Origin of the sequence: Bradyrhizobium sp. SZCCHNGR1005 (genome assembly GCF_032489995.1) — a bacterium.
GTDB lineage: Bacteria > Pseudomonadota > Alphaproteobacteria > Rhizobiales > Xanthobacteraceae > Bradyrhizobium.
In genome coordinates this window covers 160,879-180,602 of sequence record NZ_JAUEZC010000010.1, presented here as the reverse complement: position 1 = coordinate 180,602, position 19,724 = coordinate 160,879, and the positions used below count along the sequence as shown (strand labels likewise).

The following is a 19,724-nucleotide window of genomic DNA, read 5'->3' as shown; positions in this document are numbered from 1 at the left end:
TTGCTCTGTTTAAGCTGCCGCGCATGGGCAGATCGGTTGCGGGCAAACAGCCATCAAAGAAGCGCATCGCTGCAAAAGCGAGCGCGGGGATCGACGATGAATCGGCGCACGGTCGCCTGCTCGGTGCGGCGACGCGCCTGTTCTGCAAGGACGGCATCAACGCCACCGGCATCGACGCGATCATCAATGAGGCCGGCACCGCCAAGACCACGCTCTATAAGTTGTTCGGCTCCAAGACCGCGCTGGTTCACGCCGTGCTCGAAAGCGAAGGCCGGCAGTGGCGGGAGTGGTTCATCGGCGAGATCGAGCGCGGCGGCGGCGATGCCGAGACCAAGCTGTCACGGATCTTCCCGGCGCTGAAAAGCTGGTTCAGCGAAGATCGGTTCTACGGCTGCCCGTTCATCAACGCCGTCGCCGAGCACGACAAGGATCAGAAGCAGTTTCGCACCATCGCGATGCGCCACAAGAAGGTGGTGCTCACTCATATCGAGAAGCTCGCGCGCGAAATGGGCGCGCTCGATCCCGAAAGCTTCGCGCATCAGCTGGCGCTTCTGATCGACGGGGCGATCGTCGCCGCCATGGTCTCGCGCAACCCTGATGTCGCCGACACTGCCGGGATCGCGGCGAACTCGCTGTTCGCCCCGGCGAAACAGAAGCCTGCGAAGCGGACGAGCAAGGCGGACGGTCAGCTCGCCGCGGTGTGAGGGCGCTTACTCCTAAAGCAAATTTCTGCGTCATCGCCCGGCTTGACCGGCCGATCTAGTACTCCGAGACATTCGTGATGTCCCGAGAGACCGCGGCGTACTGGATACCCGCCTTCGCGGGTATGGCGCTGTCTATGCGGTTACGATTGTGCGCCTTAGCGAAAATAATCCAGCACCAGATGCACGTCCGCCAGCGCCGGAGCGAGGCCGCTCAGGCTCGCATCGATGACACGCCGGCAGGCGGCCACCGCCACCTGATCGCCGAGATCGTTGGCGGCTTCGAGCACCAGCCAAGCGGCCTCCGTGGCGGAGCGGTCATCGCCGCCCGGCGTGACGCGCTCACGTGATGCGAAGTGGAAGCTCATATTGTTCATCCTTGACCACCTCGCATGAACGTCGCAGCCTCAATGGGCCAGCAGGCTCGGCACACGCTGCGTGCGCTTGCCGGCGGGATTCTTGCGCGACTGGTAGAACTCCAGCACGCTGCGCGAGGTCTGCACCTTGAGACGGCCGTAGTCCCGCTCCAGATCCTGCAGCTCGCCCGCACTGATGCGATGCTCGCGTGCGCCCAAAAACAGCAGGGCCATGGTCGTATCCCACGAAAACGAGAGCGCCTTGGCCAGCATCAACAGCAATTCGCGATTGCGGTCGAACAGCGCGCGCTCAATCACGTCGACCGGCAGGCCCGACAGCAGCGACACGCCGATCGTGACCTCGTCGACCTTGTGCGCCATCGCATAGCCCGCGATGCTGCGCTCATCCAGATTGCCCTGCCGGTGCTGGATCGAAACCACCCGCTTGGCGACGAAATAGTTGCGCGAGCCGGGGCCGAATTTGGATTGCAGTTCGCCGGCGAGATTCGCCACCGAGCTATGGATCTCGTCGAGCATCTCGGGACGTTCGCCGGCCAGCCGGTTCTTGACGTCGTCGGAAGCCTTGGCGATCAGTTGCTGGAACAGATGGCGGGGAATGTCCCTGCGCAACCCGAGATTCTCCGCCAGGATCGAATCGTTCTCGGCGCGCGTCACCATATGCAGGAAGCCGGCGCCGGAGAACCGGGCGCCCTCGTTACGGACGACCGCATTGGCGACGTCGCGATTGCCGCGCGAGGCCAGCACATCGGTGACCGCCTCGCTCAGGCTCTCGCGTTGAGCGATCGCCAGCAGATGGTCCTGGCTCTTGGTCTCGGCATTCTCGATCAGCGTCGCATCGTCGAGCCGCTCGGAGTGACGCAGCACTGGGCCAGCGACCTCGATCGCGTCGTCGAAGGCAAGCTTGCGGATGACGCTCGCCGGCGAATATTCGATCCGCGCCAGCCGGTCCGCCAGCGTGGCGCGCGCAGCCGTTTCGATCTCATCGGCCAGGCGGCCGATGACCTCGCCGAACACCGCGATCTCCTCCTCACAATACCGTCCGGCGATCAAGAGGTCGGTCGCGTGCCAGAGCGCGCGGGCGCGGCTCTCGGCGCTGCCGCGCGCAATCGCCTCGTCGAGATCCCGCAGTACCGATTTCGTTTCGCTCATCATGGAACAACCGCAACCCGCAAACAGAGAAAATTCAATGCTGCACGATAGCCACCGAACGCGAGTGTTCCGTAAACTTGCGCGCAGGCATTTTGCTGCGAGTTGTTCCTTAAATGTGCCGGAGTCCGTTAGGAGCCTCTTAAGAGGTCGAAGTGCTCCGCGCCCGATCGACGGGGGATCGCACGAACACAGAAGCCCCTGCTCCAGAGCGCGATGCGAGCGTCAGACGATCATCAAGGCATGACCCTGAGGGTGCGCGCTTCTGCATCGGCGACCGATCGTTCGCCTGACGCCGGCGCGCATTCAGCCAGAGCCCGATCGATCAGCCGCATGGCGCCGGCATCCTGGCCTTGTTGCAGCATCAGCTCTCCGGCGAAGAAACTCGCCTCGCAGCGCCGCGTCCTTCGCATGACACGATTGCCCTCCTCGGCCGCAGCAAGCGCCGCCTCTGCCGTCCCTTGGCCGAGGAAGAGGCGCACGATCGGCGCGGGCCATTTGCTCATGTCGAGCTGCTTTGCCCTGTCGGCGAGGTCGCTCGCCAGACCGGCGCGGCGCCGCGCCAGGTCCAGCCACAAGGCGGCTTCGGCATCCTTCCGATCCATCGCGCTGAGCCGCTTGAAATCGTCCTGCGACTGCTCCAGCAGGCCCGCCTCGAAGCTCGCAATCCCCCGTGCGCGATAGGCCTGCGCAACGTACCGAACGCGCTCCGACGTCCGCGCGGACCTCGTCGGCACCGCTCCGGACGGATCGGCGTCGGCATAATCATACGCGGCACGAAGGTCGGCCCGGGACTGCCCAACGACATCGTCGTAGTCGGCAATTGCGTGATCGATATCTCCCTTGCGGAAATAGGCCTCGGCGCGCCTGAATCGGGCCGTGACCACCTGTGGGGTCGCCGGCCTGCCGCGCTCGATCACGGCGGTGCAGCCGGCAATGCGCTCGTCCGGAGTGACGCCCACCGCGATCATGCACCGCTTTGCCGCCGATGATTGGGCGCTCGCCGAGATGGCGGAGATTAAAGCCAAAATCAACGCGCAACCGGTAAGCGAGTACCATCGGTGCCTAGCCATGATCGTCTCCTTGTGTGTTGCTTGATGCTAGCAACACACGCCGATCTCGCCACAATCTTTAGCTGCATTCGCAGATCATGCTTCAGGCGATGTAAATGGAATCGCAGACTCTAACCGCCGTCGCGCGTGGTCATCTCCTCCAGCCGCGAACAGAAAAAGCTCGATGCAGCATGATCGCGTCCGAACGCGAGCGTCCACGCTCGCGCATATCATGGTGTGAACTTCGGCAAGGTACGGAAGGATCGTCCTCATATCGCCAGACCGGCTGCAGGAGATCCACCGTGGTACTCCGGCCGTTATCGGCCACTGCCGAGCCGCCGCAACTCGGCATGAGCGGCGGGCCATTCGACAAAATGCTTCGGGCAGACATCGGTGGCAACGCGCAGCAGCTTGAGAGCCTCGTCCTGAGCGCCGTTGGCGAGCGTCAGCTCTCCCGCATAGAAATTGGCTTCGCAGACTTGGCCTTTGCGCTTGTTTGGATCGGGATCTTCGGCGGCAACAAGCAAGGCCCCGAACGTCAGGCCACCGAGATAGAAGCGAACGACGGGCGCGGGCCATTCCGACATGTCCAGCTGCTTGCTGCTTTCGGCCAGCTCGCTGGGTTCGCCGCTGCGGCGACGCGCAAGATCGAGCCAGAGCTGCACGTAAGAATCCCTGGGCCTGAGCTCGGCGGCTCGGCCGAAATCCTCGATGGCCTCGCGCGATCCGCCGCTTTCCAGCCGAGCAACTCCCCGCGCCCGATGGAGGACGGCATTGTCCGCATCGATCTTGAAAGCCTGGTCGAGCCGGGCCAACGCAGCCTCCATGTCGCCGCGCCGCTCATGCGCGCTGGCCAGATTGAGGTCGCCCTGCAGATTTTTGGGATTGAGCTCAGTCGCCCGCTCGAAATCCGCCACCGCACGATCGATCTGATCCTGGTCCCGATAGGCTGCACCGCGACAGAGATAGCCGTACTCACGCTCCGGGCTGATCTCGATCGCCTTGTTGCAATCAGCGAGCGCCCGCTCCGGATCTTGCTTGGCCCTGTAGGCGCCGCTGCGGCCGACATAGGCGCCGACATTCTCGGGATGAATTAGGAGAACCCGTCCGTAGTCGGCGATCGCGCTGTCCGGGTTCGCTGTTGCCAGATAGACCAGCGCTCGCCCGTTGAGTGCATAGATGCTCTGAGGGTCAGACTCGATGACCCGGTCGTAGTCGGCAAGGGCTGCATCATTGTCGTGCTTCCGCAGATGAGCGGAGGCACGCGCAAGCCGCGCAGGGACATTGTCCGCATCGCGGGCAAGGATTGCATCATAGTCCGCGATCGCGAGCTCCATTTCGCCTTTCTGAACATGGAACATCGCCCGACGAAGGCGGGCCATATTCAGGCTTCTCAATGTGGCCGCAGAACTCTCGATCAAGGCGGTGCAGCCGGCGATGCGATCGTCCAGGGCGATATTCCCGGTCCCGTGGCACTTGATGGTCGGAAACGATATGATCGGAGACGATTGCGCGAGGGCACCTGGGATCGACGTCAACGCACCTAGTCCCGCCGCCATTGCCGCAGCGACGAACACCCGCCATTCCGATTGCATCCCAGCCCCCATTTCCAAGCCGGATCATGTTACCAAGTCCGGCGGCGGCAACGGCTGCGCCGCCGCTCAGGGTGCCGATCAGCTACTTCGTCTCCGCAACGATCCTCGCCAGCCGTGCCAGCTCCTGCTCCAGGTCGGCCTCGATATCGGCGACGTTGATATCGACCACGCGGTAGTTGCGGCTCTCCAGCCAGGTGCGGCGCGCGGCGCGGTCGGCGGCGATCGCCTCGCTCTCCTCGGTGTTCACGAGCTCGATCGCGAGGCGATGGACGAAGGAGACGAAATCCGGAATCTGGCGGCCCACCGGGGTCTGCCGCTTGAACTGGCCGGCGAAGCGGCGGTCGCGGGTGAGCGCATGCCAGAGCATGCGCTCGGCATCGGTCGGATTGCGGCGGAGCAGCCGTGCCAGCCCACGCAACGAGCCGCGTGAATCCGGCAGGCTCGCCACCGTGCCCTGCTCGGCGATCAGCGCCCGCAGCCGCGTGGCCTGCTCGCTGTCGAGCACCCCGCCCTTGGCCGGGCCCTTCCGCCCTTCCGCAATGGCCATGATCACGCCGTGCAGCGTGTGCACGTCCTGCTTGGTCGGCTCCATCCGGAAGAAGATGTTGCGCAGGTTGACCAGCATGGTCTCGCGCTTCTCGACGGGCCGCAGGAATTCGACCCGGTCGAGCTCGCGTACCAGGTTCTCGAAGAAGGCTTCCATCTGGTGCTGGGAGGCCCGCTCGGAGCGCTCCGGCATCGAAAACGGCAAGGCGCCGGAGGTGATCAGCTTGAACCATTCGTAGCCCATCAGCAGCACCGCCTGGGCGAGGTTCAACGACGCAAAGCCCGGGTTGACCGGATAGGTGATGATGCGGTTGGCCCGCGCCACCTCCTCGTTGGTCAGCCCGGCGCGCTCGCGGCCGAACAGGATGCCGGCCTTGCCGCCGGCGGCCACGTGGCCCTGGATCTCGCGCGCGGCGCCCTCCGGCCCCATCACCGGCTTGGCCTGGTCGTGCGACCGGGCGGTGGTGGCGAACACCAGGTCGAGATCGGCGATAGCCTCATCAAGGGTCGCGAACAGCTGGACGTTTTCGATGATGTGGTCGGCGCCCGCCGCCGCGCGCCGGGCGGCGATGTTCGGCCAGCCGTCGCGCGGATTGACCAGGCGGAGCTGCGTCAGCGCGAAATTGCCCATGGCGCGGGCAGCCATGCCGATGTTCTCGCCGAGCTGCGGCTCGACCAGGATGACGACAGGGCCGTCGATCTCCACCCCCGTCTTGGTCTTGTCGGTCCCGGACACGTCGATCCTTCTCCAGTTCATCAAGCGGCTGAGTGCCTACCCGGCCACCCAGCTTTGGACCACTCTGCCCCCGTTGACCCGGCTGGGCAGAATTCTCAAGCAAAATAACCCGGTTAATGGCCGATTTTGCCGTTTTACCGAAGCTGTGGGGAGCCTGGGCCGCAGCACAGGCCGAGAGCGCCTCGAAGAACGCCGGGCTCACGCGGCAAATCAGCTCCGGATGCATACCAGCTCGGCTTTCGCCCGCCCCGGACCGGTGCTATGACGCGCTGATTTTCACATCCCGCTCTTCGAAAAAGTGCGCTGTTCCCAAGAGGCCCTATCCGCATGGCAAAGATCAAGGTGACCAACCCCGTCGTCGAACTCGATGGCGACGAGATGACCCGGATCATCTGGCAGTACATCAAGGACAAGCTGATCAACCCCTTCCTTGATATCGACCTGATGTATTTCGACCTCGGGATGGAAAACCGCGATAGGACCAACGATCAGGTCACCATCGATTCCGCCAACGCGATCAAGAAGGTCGGCGTCGGCGTCAAATGCGCCACCATCACCCCGGACGAGGCGCGGGTGAAGGAGTTCGGGCTGAAGGAGATGTGGAAGTCGCCGAACGGCACCATCCGCAACATCCTCGGCGGCGTCATCTTCCGCGAGCCGATCATCTGCAAGAACGTGCCGCGCCTGGTGCCCGGCTGGACCAAGCCGATCATCATCGGCCGTCACGCCTATGGCGACCAGTACCGCGCCACCGACATCAAGTTCCCCGGCAAGGGCACGCTGACGATGAAATTCGTCGGCGAGGACGGCACCGTGATCGAGAAGGAGGTCTTCAAGGCCCCCGGCGCCGGCGTGGCGATGTCGATGTACAATCTCGACGAGTCCATCATGGACTTCGCCCGCGCCTCGCTGAACTACGGCCTGCAGCGCGGCTACCCGGTCTATCTCTCGACCAAGAACACCATCCTCAAGGTCTATGACGGCCGCTTCAAGGACATCTTCCAGGACATCTACGACCGCGAGTTCAAGACGCAATTCGAGGCCAAGAAGATCTTCTACGAACACCGCCTGATCGACGACATGGTGGCGGCGGCGCTGAAATGGTCCGGCGGCTATGTCTGGGCCTGTAAGAACTATGACGGCGACGTGCAGTCCGACACCGTGGCGCAGGGCTACGGCTCGCTCGGCCTGATGACCTCGGTGCTGATGACGCCGGACGGCAAGACCGTGGAAGCGGAAGCCGCGCACGGCACCGTGACCCGCCATTTCCGCGAGCACGAGAAGGGCAAGGAGACCTCGACCAACTCGATCGCCTCGATCTTCGCCTGGACCCGGGGTCTCGCCCACCGCGCCAAGCTCGACAACAACGCGGAGCTCGCCAAGTTCGCCGCCACGCTGGAGAAGGTCTGCGTCGACACCGTCGAGGCCGGCTACATGACCAAGGACCTCGCGCTCCTGGTCGGCGCCGACCAGCGCTGGCTGTCGACCACCGGCTTCCTCGACAAGATCGCGGAAAATCTCACCAAGGCGATGGCGGCCTAAGCCGCCTCCCCATTTTCGCCAGAGTGCGACTGGCATCATTACGGGCCGCGCCACCAGCGCGGCCCGTTCGTTTCCACGAACCAGAGAGCACCGTCGATGCGCGCGACCCCTGCCCTGCTCATCCTTGTTGCAGCTCTGACCGGCAGCGCCCGCGCCGGCGAAACCACGATCCCCGATGCGCTGATCGCCCCCGGCGAGAAGGTGGTGCTGACGCTGCATGCCGAGGGCGCGCAGGTCTATGAGTGCAAGACCGACAAGGACGGCAAGCTCGCCTGGACGTTCCGCGAGCCGATCGCGACGCTGATGGAAGACGGCAAGACGGTCGGCCGCCATTACGCGGGGCCGAACTGGGAGCATCAGGACGGCAGCGTGGTTACGGGCCGCGTGGTGGGCACCGCGATCGGTGCCACCGAGAACGACATCGCCTGGCTCAAGCTCAACGCCGTCGGCCATCGCGGCGACGGCGTCCTGGCCAATATCACCACGGTGCAGCGGGTAAATACCAAGGGCGGTGTGCTGGAAGGCGCCTGCGACGCGGCCGGCACCTATCGCAGCGTGCCCTATTCGGCCGACTACGTGTTCCTGCGCAAGGACTAAGAACTCACGCCTCGCGATAATCTAGCAGGATCAGCCCGACCAGCACGAAGGCAACCGGCCAGACCCAGGCGGCGATCCGGCTGGTCCGCCCCGGCAGGCGCAATTCCAGCCAGCGCGCCCAGCCTGCCGTCATGCCGCACAGCGCCAGCGGCGTGTGGCTCATCTCGATCAGCAGCTGGTCCTTGACGTTGGCGATGGCGTGAGAGTGCGTCATCAAGAGCGCGCCGCCGACCGCGACCGTCAGCGGAAACATCAGCGCCGCCCGTCCCGCGGCCTCTCCGCGCAGCCGCACCCGCCATTCGAACAGACCGAACAGGATGATCAGCACCACGAACAGACGGTGCTGGGCCACTTCGGGATCGCGCAGCGAAGCGAAGAAGCCGATCGGCCCGATCGGCCAAGCCATCTCGTCGGCGCGGAAGAACAGGAATGCCGCCATGACCAGGAACAGTAGCGGCCAGTGCCGCGCCCAGCGGCCCCAGCTGAAATGTTCGATCAGCGCGAGCAGCCCGATCAGCAGGACGAAGATGCCGGCCCAATGGTGGTTGTATTCGGACCAGGCGATGTCTTCGGCGCTGCGCGGCAGGATGATGCCTTCGCCCGGGACGTAAGCCGGCGGCGCGGTCACGCGCTGCGCATCGGCGGCGTCGATCTTGGCCTGGAGCTGCGAGATGGTGAGCTGGTCGGCCGGCGGACTGATCAGGCGCGGCCATTGCGGCGCTGCGCGCTCCACGATCTCCTGCCAGCTCAGGCGGTCCTGGCTGAGATCGACGCCGGGTGGCAGCGACGTCAGCGATCCTGCGGTCATGAGCACCGTGAGTCCGACGCCGAGTTCGACCTCGACGAAGCGCTTCAGCCGCAGCAGCGGCGCTTCCGGATCGCGCCGGCGCAGCCGCTCCACGGCGAGGAAGTTGCCGGCGCCGAGCGCGAGCAGCATCAGCAACATCGCGACCTTGGCTGACGTCATCACGCCATAGGCCGTGCCGTAGATCGCCTCGAACGAGCCGAGATAGGCGATCGCCATCACGGTGCCGCCGACCACGATGGCTGCCACCGCGGCCATCGACATCAGCGAGTAGCGGCGTCCGATCAGCCGCTCGTCACCGGCAGCCTTGCAGCCGTTCAGCGCCATCAGGAAATATGGCAGGCCGCCGATCCATACGCCCGCCCCCAGCATGTGCAAGGCATCGGCGAGCATCAGTGGCCAGCGCACATCGAGGCGGCTTGCCGCATGCGTCAGATTGAGCTGCAGCGCGAGCGCGAACGCGGCGATGACGATCAGGGCTGTCGTTCGCCACGCGGTCCACGTGCCTGTCCGCGCCAGCAGCGAAAGGACGAGCGCGCAGCCGGCCACCGCAAGCTCGAAGCGCGCGAAATCCGCGCCAGCCGCTTCGCGCCATGACACGTCGAGCGTGCCGGTCAGCGCCGCGACATTGATCGCGAGCGAGGCGAGCGTCACCGAGAACCATGCACGCGCGCTGAGGCGCAGAAAGCGCTGGCACTTTTTCCCCACGACGATCGCGTCGGCTGACAACTTGTCCTGCAGCGGCCGCAACAGCAGCGCCTGGAAGGCGATGCCGCCCAGCGTGAACGACTGCGCAAGCAGGGTCAGCCCGCGCAGCACCACCGACAGATAGCCGAAGATGTCGAGAAAGAGCGACACGGCGGGCGGCTCAGCGGACGGTGAATGGGATATCGCCGCGCGTGATGTGCCCGTCGACGCTCAGCACCTGCCAGCGCAGGCGCCAGGCGCCAGGCGCGAGCGCCTTGGCTTCGGCATCAAGCTCGTCCGGCGGTGTGCCGGCCGTCGGCGTCAATGTCTGCTCGGTACCATCGGGCGCGAGCAGCTTCAGCCGCGAACGCGCATGATCGATGCGGCTGTTGAAGCGCAGCCTGATCGCGATCGCATCCTTGGCGACGGTCGCGCCGGACGCCGGCTGGGACGAGATGATGATGGCATGGGCCGCGGCGCCTTGCGGCGCGGTGAGCAGCAGAAATAACGGCAGCAGGTAATGTCGTTTTCGGGCAGAATACATGGCTTCAAGACCCGGCAGCTCAGGACGACGTCTCAAACACGCGACGTGGCCGGTTGAACATTGCACTGCACTGTATTTAGGTGCCGGCAAATTCCGCAAATAGGCACAAAGTTGTGACCCACGCTGCGATCGGCAAAGTGTGGCCCAACAGTGACAGGTTGTGTGCCCCCGGCCCCGATGCCGCCGCCGGATCGATCGCGCCGGCATCGCTGGACTACGAAATTACATGTCGCATCATCGGCTTGTTCGCGGTATGCCACGCGCCATCCATTGCTGCCCGTCCGGCCCCGGACCTGTTCCCTGCCCGCCGGACCAACATTGCCGCCGTCTTGAGGAACCGCCAAGGAAACCGTCATGCCCGCCTACCGCTCCCGAACCTCCACCCACGGCCGTAACATGGCCGGCGCTCGCGGCCTGTGGCGCGCCACCGGGATGACGAACGAGGATTTCGGCAAGCCGATCATCGCGGTGGTCAACTCCTTCACTCAGTTCGTGCCGGGACATGTGCATCTGAAGGATCTCGGCCAGCTGGTCGCCCGCGAGATCGAGAAGGCCGGCGGCGTCGCCAAGGAGATGAACACGATCGCGGTCGATGACGGCATCGCCATGGGCCATGACGGCATGCTCTACAGCCTGCCCTCGCGCGAGCTGATCGCCGACAGCGTCGAATACATGGTCAACGCGCATTGCGCCGACGCGATGGTCTGCATCTCCAACTGCGACAAGATCACCCCGGGCATGCTGATGGCCGCGATGCGCCTCAACATTCCCGCAGTCTTCGTCTCGGGCGGGCCCATGGAAGCGGGCAAAGTCAACCTCGCCGGCAAGCTGCGCAAGGTCGACCTGATCGACGCCATGGTGACGGCCGCCGACGATAAGGTCTCGGACGCCGACGTCGAGGTGATGGAGCGCTCGGCCTGTCCGACCTGCGGTTCCTGCTCCGGCATGTTCACCGCCAATTCGATGAACTGCCTCACCGAGGCGCTCGGCCTGTCGCTGCCCGGCAACGGCTCGGTGCTGGCGACGCATGCCGACCGCAAGGGCCTGTTCGTCGAGGCCGGTCATTTGATCGTCGATCTCGCCCGCCGCTACTACGAGCAAAACGATGCCTCGGTGCTGCCGCGCTCGATCGCCAACTTCAAGGCGTTCGAGAACGCGATGAGTCTCGACATCGCGATGGGCGGCTCGACCAACACCGTGCTGCATCTGCTCGCCGCCGCGCATGAGGGCGACGTGCCGTTCACGATGAAGGACATCGACCGCCTCTCGCGCAAGGTGCCGGTGCTGTGCAAGGTCGCGCCCGCGGTGGCCGACGTGCACATGGAGGACGTGCATCGCGCCGGCGGCGTGATGGCGATTCTGGGCGAACTCGCCCGCGCAGGGCTGTTGCACACGGAGTTGCCGAACGTGCATTCGGCTTCGCTTGCATCTGCGCTGGAGCGCTGGGACGTCAGGCGCACCCAAAGCGAGAGCGTGAAGAACTTCTACATGGCCGCGCCCGGCGGCGTGCCGACACAAGTGGCGTTCAGCCAGGACCGCCGCTATGAGGACCTCGATCTCGATCGCGAAAAGGGCTGCATCCGTGACCTCGCGCATGCCTATTCCAAGGATGGCGGCTTGGCCGTGCTCTACGGCAACGTTGCGCTCGACGGCTGCATCGTGAAGACGGCCGGCGTCGATGCCAGCATCCTCACCTTCGCAGGCCCCGCCCGCGTCATGGAGAGCCAGGACGCCGCGGTGGAGGCGATCCTGACCAACAAGATCAAGCCCGGCGACGTCGTCGTCGTCATCTATGAAGGCCCGCGCGGCGGCCCCGGCATGCAGGAAATGCTGTATCCGACCAGCTATCTGAAGTCGAAAGGGCTCGGCAAGGTGTGCGCGCTCGTCACCGACGGCCGCTTCTCCGGCGGCTCGTCGGGCTTGTCGATCGGCCACGTCTCGCCGGAAGCCGCCGAAGGCGGCCTGATCGGACTCGTCAAGGATGGCGACCGCATCGAGATCGACATCCCCAACCGCACCATCCACCTTGCCGTCGACGACGAGGAGCTGGCGCATCGCCGCGCCGCGATGGAGGCCAAGGGCACGGAGGCCTGGAAGCCGGCCAAGCGCGCACGCAAGGTCTCCACCGCGCTGAAGGCCTACGCCGCGTTCGCCTCGAGCGCCGCCAAGGGTGCCGTGCGCGTGCTGAAGGACTGAGTTGATAGTTCGATGACGTCAGGTGGGCAAAGACGCGGAGCGTCGTGCCCACCTTTCTTTCATATGCGCGATACGGTGCGCGCTTAGCTTAGCCGCCCAGCGGCAGCCTCCCGCGAAACCGAGCGGTGCGGCCGCTTCACTGTGGCCGTCCGAAGCTCAAAGGCTCCGGCTCTGGCTTCTCGGAACGAGACCAGTCGGCGCTGCGCCTCGTCCCACAGCACAAGCCTGACGCAGCGAAAGCTCTGCGGCAGCGTGATGCGACAGGCCTCGCGCAGTTCCGGATGGTCACGCAGCACGCGCGGGAGCCGGTAATATGGAATCCGGCTGCACAGATGGTGCACGTGATGGATGCCAATGTTGGCCGTGAACCAGCGCAGCAGAACCGGCAGATCGTAATGGGAGCTGCCGTACAGGGCGGCATCATGCAGGTTCCAGCGCTCGTCGCGCTCCCACGCGGTCTGCTCGAATTGATGCTGCACGTAGAACAACCATACGCCGGCCGTGGCCGCGAGCAGCATGATCGGAAGATGCACCAGCAGGAATGCGTTGATCCCGACGAGCCAACTAAGAGCGGCGACGGTCGCGGCGATGGCGAGATTGGTGGCCATCGTGCTGGCCCAGAGTCGCCAACCGTCGCGCATCAGGCCGACCGGAAGCCGGTGTTGCAGCAGAAACAGATAGGCCGGTCCGACCCCGAACATGACCAGCGGGTGGCGGTAAAGCCGATAGGTCAGACGGCCCCACCATGAGCGGGCGGCGTATTCGCGCACCGTCAGCGTATCGATGTCGCCGATACCGCGCCGATCGAGATTGCCGGTGGAGGCATGATGGATCGCATGGGTGCGGCGCCACCAGTCGTAAGGCGTCAGCGTCAGCACACCGATGACGCGACCGACCCAGTCGTTCGCCCGACGACCGGCGAAAAAGGTGCCATGGCCGCAATCGTGCTGGATCATGAACAGTCGCACGAGAAAGCCGGCAGCTGGAACAGCGATCAGCAACGAAGCCCAGGCATGGCCAAGGGAGAACATGAACCAGGCCGCGGTCCATAATACCGCGAGCGGCACAGCGGTGATCACCAATTCGGCAGCGCTGCGCGCGCGATTTGGCTTGCCATAACTGGCCAGAATGCGCGTCCAGCGCCGCGAGTCGGGCCTCGATGCGCCCGAATGATGTTCAGTGCTCAAGAGAATATCCGAGGCTTGCCGATGCGGGCTTCGTCTTCGGCGCAGCCGCGATCTGCTTGTTGACTTGCAATGTGATCTTCACCTGCTTTGTGGCGATTGTGGCCAGATGGAAAAATCCCGCGTGCCGACGGATCGGACGCGGGACTCAGAAAACCAGAAAGCTCTGCCAGTACATCCGTGGTCAAAGCACCATGGTCCTTCGCGCGGCCGCTCAGGCGGCGCGCAGGTTTTCAGCGGCGGATTTGCCGGTTCGGCGGTCGGCCACGATGTCGAAGCTGACCTTCTGCCCCTCATTGAGGGTGCTCATGCCGGCGCGCTCAACCGCGCTGATATGAACGAAGACGTCATTGCCGCCGCCGTCGAGCTGAATGAAGCCGAAGCCCTTTTGGCCGTTAAACCACTTCACAGTTCCTGTATTCACTGTCGATGTCCTTTCACCTGACAACGTGCACGTAAGACTCAAGGCGCCGAGAGTGCGGCGGCCTTCGTCGATGGATCGATTTTTGGAGAAGGGGGTCTGAAACGTGCGCGCCTGTCTATGACGAGGCGAAGCGGCCCAGGTCGTTCGGCCAAGTGTCGATGACCGCTATATGGGCATAAATCGAGCCGGCGTCAAGATTCGCCACTTGCGGACCGTAGTACCCCGTAGCCAGGCCCGATCTCAACCGCAACTTTGCACCCGCAGCGGGTTGGATCCGCCCTCACCCCCGATACGCGAACAGTTCGATCGGCTCGGCGAAGCCGCGTACCGGGTATTCACCGACGCGCTCGAGCGCGAACTCATCTTTCACGAGATCGGCGAAGGCGCGCGACAGCAGCACCGGCTTTCCGACCTGTTTGGTGAGGGTTTCGAGCCGCGAGGCCATGTTGACCGCAGGACCGATGACGGTGAAGTCGAGCCGCGCGCGCGAGCCGATATTGCCGTACATGACGTCGCCGACATGGACGCCCACGCCATAGTTGAGCGGTGCGCGGCCGGCTTCGCCGTTCTTCTCGTTCAGGGCAAGCATGGCCTGACGGGCCTCGGCCACGGCATGCAGCAGATTGGCGCAGGCCCGTGGGTCGCTGAGCGGAAAGATGGCAAGCAGGCCGTCCCCCATGAACTTCAGGATTTCCCCGCCATGGCGAACGATCGGCTCCGACATCGCGTCGAAATAGCCGTTCAAGAGATCGATCACGTCGTCGCGCGGCCAGTTGTCGGAGATCCTGGTGAAGTCCCTGAGGTCACAGATCATGATCGCGGCGCGGACCGTGGTCCCGCTGCCGCGCCTGGTGGCGCCGGCCAGGATGAGTTCGCCGGCGTGCGAGCCGACATAGGTTTCGAGCAGGGTCCGCGCCAGCCGGTTCTTCATCCGGATTTCGCTGACCAGCGCCAGCATCGGCAGCAGCTTGAACAGAGCTGCGATATGCGCGTCCTCGAAGCCGCCGGGCCGGTCGGTCGCGAAGGTCACGATGTGGCGCTTGCCGAGCGTATGATACAGTGGCCAGGCGACATAGTCGGTCAAGCCCTGTGCCCGCATCTCGTCATAGACGGCGTGTCTGCGCCCCTGCCCCGGATCGCGCTCGAGATTTTCACGCACCTGCGCCGCGCCGTCATGGATCTCGTTGGCGGGACTGCCGATATATTCGGACCGTCCCATGACATCGTAATCGACCCGCGCAATCTCGGCCTCATGCATCCCGTCGTTCCACAGGATCCGGGCGCCGAGCCATTGCGGGTGCTGGATCAACAGATGAAGCGTCGCCCGCTTGACCGGAATCCCGGCACGCTGCAGGCGGATGCACATCTCGGCGAAAATGTTGTCGAGGAAGCGCTGGTCACGCGTACCGTGCGTCAGCCAGTGCACGACGTCGCCGTCGGACTGTACGGTGGCGGGATCGAGGTCTGCTGCCGCCTTCATGTCTTGCTCCTGGGCCCGAAACCTGACCAACCGATACTGGATAGGTCGTGTCCCCGCGCGCCGGAGTCAATCGACGTCATGGCATGCCCGCAAACGGGCATGCCATGTCTTGATCGAAACGCATGACGACCTGGCCGTCGCGTCAGAAGTGAACCACCGTGCGCAGGCCGAGAACCCAGGCATTGCTGGTCTTGATGCCGGCGGCGTTGAAGCCGCGTCCGCCGGGATTGATCACATACTGGGCGTCGAACTTGAGGTTCATCCAGCCAGTCGCCTGCCAGCCGTACCAGGCTTCGATCGGAACCTCGTTCCCGCCTGCGTTCGGGCTCAGCGCGGCCGAGTTCACGTGGGTGGTGCCCACCGCGAAGCCGACTTCGTCCTTCGGGCGGAAGGAGAACGTGCCGGTGTGCCTGACGCCCCACGCGATCTGGTAGTCCTGGAACGCAGTCCGGTGATCGGCGACAGTCGTATTGAGGAACGTGTACCAGCCCTGGGCGTCCGGACCGTCGACGGTCAAGCGCTGCAGGATCGATTCGTAGACGCCGTAGCGGCCTCTTTGATCGCCAATATTTTGATCCGGAACTCCACCGACGCCGGGGATGGTCATGATGATCCCGGGAAGGCCGCCATCGATCGTCGAGGCGTTGTCATACCAGCCGCCGAAGCGCCAGGTGCCGTTCAGCGGACCGCTCGGCTCCCACTTCAACTCCACCGGCACCAGCACACCCGCGCCGGGGCTTCGGGTGGGAATGCCCGGCGCCAGATAGATGCCGGCGTCCGAAGTCGTCAGATATTGCGGATTGGCGTCGTAGACGCCGGCCGAAATTGACAGTTCCTTGGTGATGTTGAAATGGGCGACACCGGCCCACTGGCTCACCGGCCAGTTGAAGATGTAGCCGCCCTGGATGTTGCCGGGCTGGCCGCCGCAGAAGGTCAGGTTGATGAACTCGCACAGGCCGAAGAAGAAGTCGTTGCCGACCGGAAGACGGCCGCCCTTGAGGGTCAAGCGATCATCGAACAGCTTCTGCTGATAGTAGAATTCGGTGAGGCGCACGATATTGCCGCGGCCGAACACTTCGTTGGTCAGCTGCAGCGCCGGAATGCCGGCCTCGGAATTCAGATTGTCGCCGAAGCGGTCGACCAGGGTAAGGCCGACCATGCCGCCCTGGATGCCGGCAAGCTTGGCCATGTCGAACTTGGCCTCGAACCACAGCTGGCCTGCGTTGGCTGAGGTGTTCCTGGAGCCGCCCGAGAGGTTGGTGACAGCTTCGTCGCCCAGCGTCAGGGCCAGTGTAACGCCCTGCTCCTTCAGCCATGTCCGGCCGAGATCGCCGAACAGATACGGTCTTGTCCAGAAATCATCGGCCGACGGATAAGGAACGGGCGGCGCCTTCGTCGGCAGATCGGCCGCATATGCGCCACTGCCTAACAGAGACAAAACGATCCCCACGCCGCACGCACGTGCGGTCGTCACACACCAATTCATTTTCTTCTGCTCCTCGCAGCGTTCCCAGGCTCTGGATGTTTTTATGTCGCGTCCCGGCCAAAGCCGTTGTCCCGGAACGCGCTTCCCCTCGGCCACCCGCAGCCGCCGCCCCAAGAAGCGACTGAATCGCAATTGCAGGTTGGACAGTCACCCTAACGGGCATTTGAGCGGGCGTGAATAGTCATACAATATAGACGCCTCGGTAAAACCGTAACTGTGTCAGATCGGACACAGATATGTCGGTGACCGAGGAACTGCTCTCTGCGCGCCGGCCCGAACGCGGTCAGGCTGGGGCCGCCGATATCGCCGAAGCGGTGTCCGGCGCAGACGAATTCTGCGCGATATCGTGCGGCGAGAGGGAGGTCTCCACCGTTCGACGCAAAGCTTTACAGCAGCCTGTAGCGCCGCTTCGCCTGATCTCAGCCGGCAGGCGCGACGACCACGCGCGCCCCGGCATCGGCCAGGCATGTGCGCTCTCTCTCGGATGCGCCGTCGTCGGTGACCAGAGTCCAGCGCGGCGGCAGCGGCGCCCAGGCCGACTGCTCGGCCCGGCCGAGCTTGGTCGCATCGGCGAGCACGATCAGCTCCCGCGCCTGCTGCATCATCAGCGATTTCAACGCGACCTGATCGAGATCGGCTTCGCACAGGCCACGGCCATGAACCACGCCATCCGCGCTCATGATGGCGCGGTCGGCGGTCATGCGGCGCAGCGCCTCAATCGCGAGCGGCCCCATGGTGCTCATGCTGGTCGGGCGCAGCGTGCCGCCGAGCACCACGAGATCGATCGCAGGCGCCTTGGCGAGAAAGGGCAAGAGCGCGAGGTTGTTGGTGATGATGCGCAGCCTACGCTCGCGGAGCAGCCGGCCGAAGGCTGCGACCGTGGAGCCGGCGTCGAGGATCAGCGTGTCGCCGTCCTCGATCAGATCGATGGCGGCGCGCGCGATCGCCTGCTTCTCGCGCCCCTGCACCGCAAGCCGCTGCTCGCAGCGCATGGGCCGTCGCACCGTGACGCCCACCCCGGAACCGATGCGATTGAAAATAATGCGGAGACGAATGGCGGGTTGCTCGCCCGCTTTTGCGCTTCACCTTCGCGCCCATTTACCCCGGCGATGCGGGCTCAGGCTCTCGCTGGTCCCCTCTCTGCGCAGTTTCGGCTCTCGTGAGGCGGATGAGCCAAAGGCGTAACCCGCCGCTTTTTTCCTTCACAGCGGATCACGCTTCGCTATTCGACCGACGTGCCAGGCCTGATAGCTGCTCAGCCCGCCATGGCATCCCGTAGTGAAGCCGCGAAGCGCGACACGGCCGGGCCGAAGTTGGAATTCGCCACGTCGATTTGGCGTATGGCGACGGTGGCCTTCGGCGCGGCACCGGCCAGGTCTTTCATCTCGCGAAACGACCTGCCCGGTGGCGAGCCGCCATGGGTGAGGAAGAAGGCGACGTTGTTCAACTTGCCCGCCTGCGCCTGGAGATAGGCACGGATGGGCGTGGCGGGCCGCCACGCCCAGATCGGAGAACCGACGACGACCAGGTCGTAATCCGACGGCGCATGCTGCAAGCGTCCGATCTGCGGCAGGCTGTTCGACCAGCTGTCATAGGAAGCCCTGAGGTAGCTGCCGAAGCTCCGCTGGTATCGCGCGCAGCTGATGTCCTCGACATCGGCCGAGAGCGCCTTTGCGATCACCTGCGCAACCGCGCGCGTCGTCCCTGACAAGGAATAGAACACGACAAGCGTTCGCATCGCTCTCACGCTCCTCGGCATGCTCGCCAGTCACAATAGGGTGGCACCGGTCGTCGACCTTGAGTCAGATCAAGAGTCAAGAGTACGACGGTCGTAGGCAGACACATGACTGACCGATCGTACGGCGGGCTCACCGAAGCCGTAGCCCGCGACGCCTCCTCCGACAGATTTTGTAGCCGACTACACTGCGGCCGATCCGCCTTACGGCGTTCAAATCAACCCTGCGACGCCATCTGATGGGATCGCAAAAGGCCACCTAGAGCACCCAGCGCCGGGCTCATTAGCAAACAGGCGAGATAAGACCATTGATGGCCCGCGGCTGTTCCGCTGATCAAGGCATATGGAGCGCTGCCGACGCACAGAATAGATGAAAGAAAGTATGCCGTTCAGCACTTCGTCATGTTTGGAGATACGCGCCGCGACGTAACCACCTAACACAGAGCCGAATGAGCCAAATATCCTGCCCCAGACTACAAACCAGGCATTTCCCATCAGGATTCTTGCGGAGGCGGCACCATGATCTGGACGCACTCCTGATCCTGATGCCACTGTGAAATAGACAGCTAAAAGGATCAGAATAACGTAGCTGAATACTACATCCGTGATGCTTCCTATTACAATTCCTTTGAGGGATGCTTTTTGCATTTCAAGTCTCTGCTCGCACTGAACGCGATCATGCGGAAGCTTGAAATCGAAAGCAACTAAGGGATCGCGATTGATGCGCCTAGGCCGATTTGCCCGGCAGGCAAAAATGAGTCCTCCTGGCGGATGGAAGCGACAGCAGACATGCCCGAAACACGCCTACGCCAAAGAGCCAATTTCACTTGCCATTCCAAAGCCATCGCTCATTTCAAGATGCCTGGCCAAAATAAACAACTTCCGAAAATC

General features: G+C 64.0%; 18 protein-coding genes. 4 read left to right on the top strand and 14 right to left on the bottom strand.

What is annotated here, in order from left to right; translation table 11 throughout:
• Positions 1 to 23 precede the first annotated feature (23 nt).
• Positions 24 to 704, top strand: a complete 681-nt coding sequence (locus tag QXZ85_RS30335; RefSeq protein ID WP_315728572.1) for a TetR/AcrR family transcriptional regulator — start codon at positions 24 to 26, stop codon at positions 702 to 704.
• Between the two features lie 155 nt (positions 705 to 859).
• On the opposite strand, the gene QXZ85_RS30330 is transcribed toward QXZ85_RS30335, so the two are convergent.
• From QXZ85_RS30330 to QXZ85_RS30310, 5 genes are all read right to left on the bottom strand, one after another.
• On the bottom strand, positions 860 to 1,078 hold the full coding sequence (locus QXZ85_RS30330; protein ID WP_315768683.1) for a hypothetical protein: 219 nt from the start codon (positions 1,076 to 1,078) through the stop codon (positions 860 to 862).
• Between the two features lie 30 nt (positions 1,079 to 1,108).
• A complete protein-coding gene (locus tag QXZ85_RS30325; protein WP_315706067.1) occupies positions 1,109 to 2,227 on the bottom strand; it encodes a DUF2336 domain-containing protein in 1,119 nt (372 codons plus the stop codon).
• 233 nt (positions 2,228 to 2,460) lie between these two features.
• A complete protein-coding gene (locus tag QXZ85_RS30320; protein ID WP_315768684.1) occupies positions 2,461 to 3,195 on the bottom strand; it encodes a hypothetical protein in 735 nt (244 codons plus the stop codon).
• Positions 3,196 to 3,593: 398 nt separating this feature from the next.
• Positions 3,594 to 4,658: a tetratricopeptide repeat protein gene (locus QXZ85_RS30315; RefSeq protein ID WP_315706069.1), complete on the bottom strand. Its 1,065-nt coding sequence runs from the start codon at positions 4,656 to 4,658 to the stop codon at positions 3,594 to 3,596.
• A 295-nt stretch (positions 4,659 to 4,953) separates the two neighbouring features.
• Entirely contained in the window at positions 4,954 to 6,153 is a 1,200-nt protein-coding gene (locus QXZ85_RS30310) for a TrmJ/YjtD family RNA methyltransferase (protein WP_315728566.1), read from the bottom strand.
• A gap of 327 nt (positions 6,154 to 6,480) precedes the next feature.
• Here QXZ85_RS30310 and QXZ85_RS30305 point away from each other — a divergent pair, with 327 nt between their 5' ends.
• Both QXZ85_RS30305 and QXZ85_RS30300 read left to right on the top strand, forming a co-directional pair.
• Complete coding sequence (locus tag QXZ85_RS30305; RefSeq protein ID WP_315706071.1) at positions 6,481 to 7,695, top strand: NADP-dependent isocitrate dehydrogenase; 1,215 nt, start codon at positions 6,481 to 6,483, stop codon at positions 7,693 to 7,695.
• Positions 7,696 to 7,791: 96 nt separating this feature from the next.
• Positions 7,792 to 8,292, top strand: a complete 501-nt coding sequence (locus QXZ85_RS30300; protein ID WP_315741440.1) for a DUF3455 domain-containing protein — start codon at positions 7,792 to 7,794, stop codon at positions 8,290 to 8,292.
• Between the two features lie 4 nt (positions 8,293 to 8,296).
• Here QXZ85_RS30300 and QXZ85_RS30295 read toward each other — a convergent pair whose 3' ends face one another.
• Both QXZ85_RS30295 and QXZ85_RS30290 read right to left on the bottom strand, forming a co-directional pair.
• Positions 8,297 to 9,955 carry a copper resistance D family protein gene (locus tag QXZ85_RS30295; RefSeq protein WP_316175430.1) on the bottom strand — a complete coding sequence of 553 codons (1,659 nt, stop codon included), beginning with the start codon at positions 9,953 to 9,955 and terminating at the stop codon, positions 8,297 to 8,299.
• Between the two features lie 10 nt (positions 9,956 to 9,965).
• Entirely contained in the window at positions 9,966 to 10,328 is a 363-nt protein-coding gene (locus tag QXZ85_RS30290; RefSeq protein WP_315741442.1) for a copper resistance protein CopC, read from the bottom strand.
• A 354-nt stretch (positions 10,329 to 10,682) separates the two neighbouring features.
• On the opposite strand from QXZ85_RS30290, the gene ilvD reads away from it, so the two are divergent.
• Complete coding sequence (gene ilvD / locus QXZ85_RS30285; RefSeq protein ID WP_315747726.1) at positions 10,683 to 12,524, top strand: dihydroxy-acid dehydratase; 1,842 nt, start codon at positions 10,683 to 10,685, stop codon at positions 12,522 to 12,524.
• A gap of 83 nt (positions 12,525 to 12,607) precedes the next feature.
• On the opposite strand, the gene QXZ85_RS30280 is transcribed toward ilvD, so the two are convergent.
• The 7 genes from QXZ85_RS30280 to QXZ85_RS30250 all read right to left on the bottom strand — a co-directional run bounded on the left by QXZ85_RS30280 (position 12,608) and on the right by QXZ85_RS30250 (position 19,481).
• On the bottom strand, positions 12,608 to 13,711 hold the full coding sequence (locus QXZ85_RS30280; RefSeq protein ID WP_315706076.1) for a fatty acid desaturase: 1,104 nt from the start codon (positions 13,709 to 13,711) through the stop codon (positions 12,608 to 12,610).
• Between the two features lie 211 nt (positions 13,712 to 13,922).
• Entirely contained in the window at positions 13,923 to 14,132 is a 210-nt protein-coding gene (locus tag QXZ85_RS30275; protein WP_315706077.1) for a cold-shock protein, read from the bottom strand.
• 280 nt (positions 14,133 to 14,412) lie between these two features.
• Positions 14,413 to 15,612, bottom strand: a complete 1,200-nt coding sequence (locus tag QXZ85_RS30270; RefSeq protein WP_316175429.1) for an adenylate/guanylate cyclase domain-containing protein — start codon at positions 15,610 to 15,612, stop codon at positions 14,413 to 14,415.
• Between the two features lie 142 nt (positions 15,613 to 15,754).
• Positions 15,755 to 17,098: a carbohydrate porin gene (locus QXZ85_RS30265; RefSeq protein WP_315706079.1), complete on the bottom strand. Its 1,344-nt coding sequence runs from the start codon at positions 17,096 to 17,098 to the stop codon at positions 15,755 to 15,757.
• Between the two features lie 419 nt (positions 17,099 to 17,517).
• Positions 17,518 to 18,090, bottom strand: coding sequence for a DeoR/GlpR family DNA-binding transcription regulator (locus tag QXZ85_RS30260; protein ID WP_315747729.1), 573 nt, complete (start codon positions 18,088 to 18,090; stop codon positions 17,518 to 17,520).
• A 263-nt stretch (positions 18,091 to 18,353) separates the two neighbouring features.
• Complete coding sequence (locus QXZ85_RS30255; protein WP_315741446.1) at positions 18,354 to 18,836, bottom strand: flavodoxin family protein; 483 nt, start codon at positions 18,834 to 18,836, stop codon at positions 18,354 to 18,356.
• A 210-nt stretch (positions 18,837 to 19,046) separates the two neighbouring features.
• Complete coding sequence (locus QXZ85_RS30250; protein ID WP_315741447.1) at positions 19,047 to 19,481, bottom strand: hypothetical protein; 435 nt, start codon at positions 19,479 to 19,481, stop codon at positions 19,047 to 19,049.
• Positions 19,482 to 19,724: the final 243 nt, after the last annotated feature.

Bases quoted from the DNA above. Each gene is read 5' to 3' on its own strand.
- QXZ85_RS30335 (WP_315728572.1), top strand. From the start codon at position 24: ATGGGCAGATCGGTTGCGGGCAAACAGCCATCAAAGAAGCGCATCGCT.
- QXZ85_RS30330 (WP_315768683.1), bottom strand. From the start codon at position 1,078: ATGAACAATATGAGCTTCCACTTCGCATCACGTGAGCGCGTCACGCCG.
- QXZ85_RS30325 (WP_315706067.1), bottom strand. From the start codon at position 2,227: ATGAGCGAAACGAAATCGGTACTGCGGGATCTCGACGAGGCGATTGCG.
- QXZ85_RS30320 (WP_315768684.1), bottom strand. From the start codon at position 3,195: ATGATCGCGGTGGGCGTCACTCCGGACGAGCGCATTGCCGGCTGCACC.
- QXZ85_RS30315 (WP_315706069.1), bottom strand. From the start codon at position 4,658: ATGGCCCGCCTTCGTCGGGCGATGTTCCATGTTCAGAAAGGCGAAATG.
- QXZ85_RS30305 (WP_315706071.1), top strand. From the start codon at position 6,481: ATGGCAAAGATCAAGGTGACCAACCCCGTCGTCGAACTCGATGGCGAC.
- QXZ85_RS30300 (WP_315741440.1), top strand. From the start codon at position 7,792: ATGCGCGCGACCCCTGCCCTGCTCATCCTTGTTGCAGCTCTGACCGGC.
- QXZ85_RS30290 (WP_315741442.1), bottom strand. From the start codon at position 10,328: ATGTATTCTGCCCGAAAACGACATTACCTGCTGCCGTTATTTCTGCTG.
- ilvD (WP_315747726.1), top strand. From the start codon at position 10,683: ATGCCCGCCTACCGCTCCCGAACCTCCACCCACGGCCGTAACATGGCC.
- QXZ85_RS30270 (WP_316175429.1), bottom strand. From the start codon at position 15,612: ATGAAGGCGGCAGCAGACCTCGATCCCGCCACCGTACAGTCCGACGGC.
- QXZ85_RS30265 (WP_315706079.1), bottom strand. From the start codon at position 17,098: ATGAATTGGTGTGTGACGACCGCACGTGCGTGCGGCGTGGGGATCGTT.
- QXZ85_RS30260 (WP_315747729.1), bottom strand. From the start codon at position 18,090: ATGCGCTGCGAGCAGCGGCTTGCGGTGCAGGGGCGCGAGAAGCAGGCG.
- QXZ85_RS30255 (WP_315741446.1), bottom strand. From the start codon at position 18,836: ATGCGAACGCTTGTCGTGTTCTATTCCTTGTCAGGGACGACGCGCGCG.
- QXZ85_RS30250 (WP_315741447.1), bottom strand. From the start codon at position 19,481: ATGCAAAAAGCATCCCTCAAAGGAATTGTAATAGGAAGCATCACGGAT.